A 5,242-nucleotide genomic window follows, 5' to 3' on the forward strand; every position below is an offset into this window, starting at 1 on the left:
AGCTAAGCGACTTCCATATCTCACAGGGGGCAACCCCCAACTACTTCCGGCGTTCTAGGGCTTAACTTCTGTGTTCGGCATGGGTACAGGTGTATCTCCTAGGCTATCGTCACTTAACTCTGAGTAATACCTACTCAAAATTGAATATCTATTCAAACTAAGAAAACCGTTCGCTTTCATATTCTCAGTTACTTTGGATAAGTCCTCGAGCTATTAGTATTAGTCCGCTACATGTGTCGCCACACTTCCACTTCTAACCTATCTACCTGATCATCTCTCAGGGCTCTTACTGATATAAAATCATGGGAAATCTCATCTTGAGGTGGGTTTCACACTTAGATGCTTTCAGCGTTTATCCCTTCCCTACATAGCTACCCAGCGATGCCTTTGGCAAGACAACTGGTACACCAGCGGTAAGTCCACTCTGGTCCTCTCGTACTAGGAGCAGATCCTCTCAAATTTCCTACGCCCGCGACGGATAGGGACCGAACTGTCTCACGACGTTCTGAACCCAGCTCGCGTGCCGCTTTAATGGGCGAACAGCCCAACCCTTGGGACCGACTACAGCCCCAGGATGCGACGAGCCGACATCGAGGTGCCAAACCTCCCCGTCGATGTGAACTCTTGGGGGAGATAAGCCTGTTATCCCCAGGGTAGCTTTTATCCGTTGAGCGATGGCCCTTCCATACGGAACCACCGGATCACTAAGCCCGACTTTCGTCCCTGCTCGAGTTGTAGCTCTCGCAGTCAAGCTCCCTTATACCTTTACACTCTGCGAATGATTTCCAACCATTCTGAGGGAACCTTTGGGCGCCTCCGTTACCTTTTAGGAGGCGACCGCCCCAGTCAAACTGCCCGTCAGACACTGTCTCCGATAGGGATCACCTATCCGGGTTAGAGTGGCCATAACACAAGGGTAGTATCCCAACAACGTCTCCTTCGAAACTGGCGTCCCGATCTCATAGACTCCTACCTATCCTGTACATGTGGTACAGACACTCAATATCAAACTGCAGTAAAGCTCCATGGGGTCTTTCCGTCCTGTCGCGGGTAACCTGCATCTTCACAGGTACTAAAATTTCACCGAGTCTCTCGTTGAGACAGTGCCCAAATCATTACGCCTTTCGTGCGGGTCGGAACTTACCCGACAAGGAATTTCGCTACCTTAGGACCGTTATAGTTACGGCCGCCGTTTACTGGGGCTTCAATTCATACCTTCGCTTACGCTAAGCACTCCTCTTAACCTTCCAGCACCGGGCAGGCGTCACCCCCTATACATCATCTTACGATTTAGCAGAGAGCTGTGTTTTTGATAAACAGTTGCTTGGGCCTATTCACTGCGGCTGACTTAAAGTCAGCACCCCTTCTCCCGAAGTTACGGGGTCATTTTGCCGAGTTCCTTAACGAGAGTTCTCTCGCTCACCTGAGGCTACTCGCCTCGACTACCTGTGTCGGTTTGCGGTACGGGTAGAGTATGTTTAAACGCTAGAAGCTTTTCTTGGCAGTGTGACGTCACTAACTTCGCTACTAAACTTCGCTCCCCATCACAGCTCAATGTTAAAGATATAAGCATTTGACTCATATCACACCTCACTGCTTAGACAGACTCTTCCAATCGTCTGCTTTAGTTAGCCTACTGCGTCCCTCCATCACTACATACTCTAGTACAGGAATATCAACCTGTTGTCCATCGGATACACCTTTCGGTCTCTCCTTAGGTCCCGACTAACCCAGGGCGGACGAGCCTTCCCCTGGAAACCTTAGTCTTACGGTGGACAGGATTCTCACCTGTCTTTCGCTACTCATACCGGCATTCTCACTTCTATGCGTTCCAGCGCTCCTCACGGTACACCTTCATCACACATAGAACGCTCTCCTACCATACCTATAAAGGTATCCACAGCTTCGGTAAATTGTTTTAGCCCCGGTACATTTTCGGCGCAGGGTCACTCGACTAGTGAGCTATTACGCACTCTTTGAATGAATAGCTGCTTCTAAGCTAACATCCTAGTTGTCTGTGCAACCCCACATCCTTTTCCACTTAACAATTATTTTGGGACCTTAGCTGGTGGTCTGGGCTGTTTCCCTTTCGACTACGGATCTTAGCACTCGCAGTCTGACTGCCGACCATAATTCATTGGCATTCGGAGTTTATCTGAGATTGGTAATCCGGGATGGACCCCTCACCCAAACAGTGCTCTACCTCCAAGAATCTCTAATGTCGACGCTAGCCCTAAAGCTATTTCGGAGAGAACCAGCTATCTCCAAGTTCGTTTGGAATTTCTCCGCTACCCACAAGTCATCCAAGCACTTTTCAACGTGCCCTGGTTCGGTCCTCCAGTGCGTCTTACCGCACCTTCAACCTGCTCATGGGTAGGTCACATGGTTTCGGGTCTACGTCATGATACTAAGGCGCCCTATTCAGACTCGGTTTCCCTACGGCTCCGTCTCTTCAACTTAACCTCGCATCATAACGTAACTCGCCGGTTCATTCTACAAAAGGCACGCTCTCACCCATTAACGGGCTCGAACTTGTTGTAGGCACACGGTTTCAGGTTCTATTTCACTCCCCTCCCGGGGTGCTTTTCACCTTTCCCTCACGGTACTGGTTCACTATCGGTCACTAGGGAGTATTTAGGGTTGGGAGATGGTCCTCCCAGATTCCGACGGGATTTCTCGTGTCCCGCCGTACTCAGGATACTGCTAGGTACAAAGACTATTTTAAATACGAGGCTATTACTCTCTTTGGCTGATCTTCCCAAATCATTCTTCTATAATCTTTGAGTCCACATTGCAGTCCTACAACCCCGAAGAGTAAACTCTTCGGTTTGCCCTTCTGCCGTTTCGCTCGCCGCTACTAAGGCAATCGCTTTTGCTTTCTCTTCCTGCAGCTACTTAGATGTTTCAGTTCACTGCGTCTTCCTCCTCACATCCTTAACAGATGCGGGTAACAGGTAGTACCTGTTGGGTTCCCCCATTCGGAAATCCCTGGATCATCGCTTACTTACAGCTACCCAAGGCATATCGTCGTTTGTCACGTCCTTCTTCGGCTCCTAGTGCCAAGGCATCCACCGTGCGCCCTTATTAACTTAACCTTATTTTTCTGACCTTTCAGTCATAAACTCTTATTAATACTACAGCGTTTTCGGTTTATTTTCTTGTTACTATTTGATATAGATATTCAATTTTCAATGTGCATTACTTGGTGATCTCTCACCAATGGAGCCTAGCGGGATCGAACCGCTGACCTCCTGCGTGCAAAGCAGGCGCTCTCCCAGCTGAGCTAAGGCCCCACAAGACCTCTCAAGACTAAACAAGACCAATGCGCAGTTCCTTATCCTTAGAAAGGAGGTGATCCAGCCGCACCTTCCGATACGGCTACCTTGTTACGACTTCACCCCAATCATCTATCCCACCTTAGGCGGCTGGCTCCTTACGGTTACCTCACCGACTTCGGGTGTTACAAACTCTCGTGGTGTGACGGGCGGTGTGTACAAGGCCCGGGAACGTATTCACCGCGGCGTGCTGATCCGCGATTACTAGCGATTCCGACTTCATGTAGGCGAGTTGCAGCCTACAATCCGAACTGAGACTGGCTTTAAGAGATTAGCTTGCCGTCACCGGCTTGCGACTCGTTGTACCAGCCATTGTAGCACGTGTGTAGCCCAGGTCATAAGGGGCATGATGATTTGACGTCATCCCCACCTTCCTCCGGTTTATTACCGGCAGTCTCGCTAGAGTGCCCAACTGAATGATGGCAACTAACAATAGGGGTTGCGCTCGTTGCGGGACTTAACCCAACATCTCACGACACGAGCTGACGACAACCATGCACCACCTGTCACCTCTGTCCCGAAGGAAAGCTCTATCTCTAGAGCGGTCAGAGGGATGTCAAGACCTGGTAAGGTTCTTCGCGTTGCTTCGAATTAAACCACATGCTCCACCGCTTGTGCGGGCCCCCGTCAATTCCTTTGAGTTTCAACCTTGCGGTCGTACTCCCCAGGCGGAGTGCTTAATGCGTTAGCTACGGCACTAAACCCCGGAAAGGGTCTAACACCTAGCACTCATCGTTTACGGCGTGGACTACCAGGGTATCTAATCCTGTTTGCTCCCCACGCTTTCGAGCCTCAGCGTCAGTTACAAGCCAGAGAGCCGCTTTCGCCACCGGTGTTCCTCCATATATCTACGCATTTCACCGCTACACATGGAATTCCACTCTCCCCTCTTGCACTCAAGTTAAACAGTTTCCAAAGCGTACTATGGTTAAGCCACAGCCTTTAACTTCAGACTTATCTAACCGCCTGCGCTCGCTTTACGCCCAATAAATCCGGACAACGCTCGGGACCTACGTATTACCGCGGCTGCTGGCACGTAGTTAGCCGTCCCTTTCTGGTAAGATACCGTCACAGTGTGAACTTTCCACTCTCACACTCGTTCTTCTCTTACAACAGAGCTTTACGATCCGAAAACCTTCTTCACTCACGCGGCGTTGCTCGGTCAGACTTCCGTCCATTGCCGAAGATTCCCTACTGCTGCCTCCCGTAGGAGTCTGGGCCGTGTCTCAGTCCCAGTGTGGCCGATCACCCTCTCAGGTCGGCTATGTATCGTCGCCTTGGTGAGCCGTTACCCCACCAACTAGCTAATACAACGCAGGTCCATCTGGTAGTGATGCAATTGCACCTTTTAAGCAAATGTTATGCAACATCTACTCTTATGCGGTATTAGCTATCGTTTCCAATAGTTATCCCCCGCTACCAGGCAGGTTACCTACGCGTTACTCACCCGTTCGCAACTCATCCAGAGAAGCAAGCTCCTCCTTCAGCGTTCTACTTGCATGTATTAGGCACGCCGCCAGCGTTCGTCCTGAGCCAGGATCAAACTCTCATTAAAAGTTTGAGTTCTCACTCATTTCTGTCACTGACAGATTTATTGTTTTTTCATTGTTCAGTACTACAACCTTAGTTGTAGTGCCCTGCACATTGGTTCGTCTTGTTCAGTTTTCAAAGGTCTTTGTCACTCGCTTCTCTCAAGTGACAACTATATTAGTATATCACAGCCGCTTTCGCTTGTCAACACTTTTTTGAAACTTTTTTAACTTTTTTCATCAAGTGCTTCAACCACAATACACCATAGTCCGTACGGGATTCGAACCCGTGTTACCGCCGTGAAAAGGCGGTGTCTTAACCCCTTGACCAACGGACCTGAGTTGTTATTTTCAACTCTTACTATTATACAGACTTTT

2 tRNA genes and 3 rRNA genes are annotated in these 5,242 nt (G+C 49.5%); all 5 read right to left on the reverse strand.

Going from position 1 to position 5,242, the window contains the following annotated elements:
• Position 1: 1 nt before the first annotated feature.
• Positions 2–117, reverse strand: a 5S ribosomal RNA gene (gene rrf / locus CBI42_RS10310).
• A 76-nt stretch (positions 118–193) separates the two neighbouring features.
• A 23S ribosomal RNA gene (locus CBI42_RS10315) occupies positions 194–3,095 on the reverse strand.
• Between the two features lie 125 nt (positions 3,096–3,220).
• A tRNA-Ala gene (locus tag CBI42_RS10320) sits at positions 3,221–3,293 on the reverse strand.
• A 51-nt stretch (positions 3,294–3,344) separates the two neighbouring features.
• Positions 3,345–4,890: ribosomal RNA gene (locus tag CBI42_RS10325) — 16S ribosomal RNA — on the reverse strand.
• Together the 16S, 23S and 5S rRNA genes with 2 tRNA genes alongside form the textbook arrangement of a ribosomal RNA operon.
• Positions 4,891–5,130: 240 nt before the next feature.
• Positions 5,131–5,202: transfer RNA gene (locus CBI42_RS10330), tRNA-Glu, on the reverse strand.
• Positions 5,203–5,242: the final 40 nt, after the last annotated feature.

The sequence above is a fragment of the Streptococcus sp. KR genome, assembly GCF_002238115.1.
In the GTDB taxonomy this organism is placed as follows: domain Bacteria; phylum Bacillota; class Bacilli; order Lactobacillales; family Streptococcaceae; genus Streptococcus.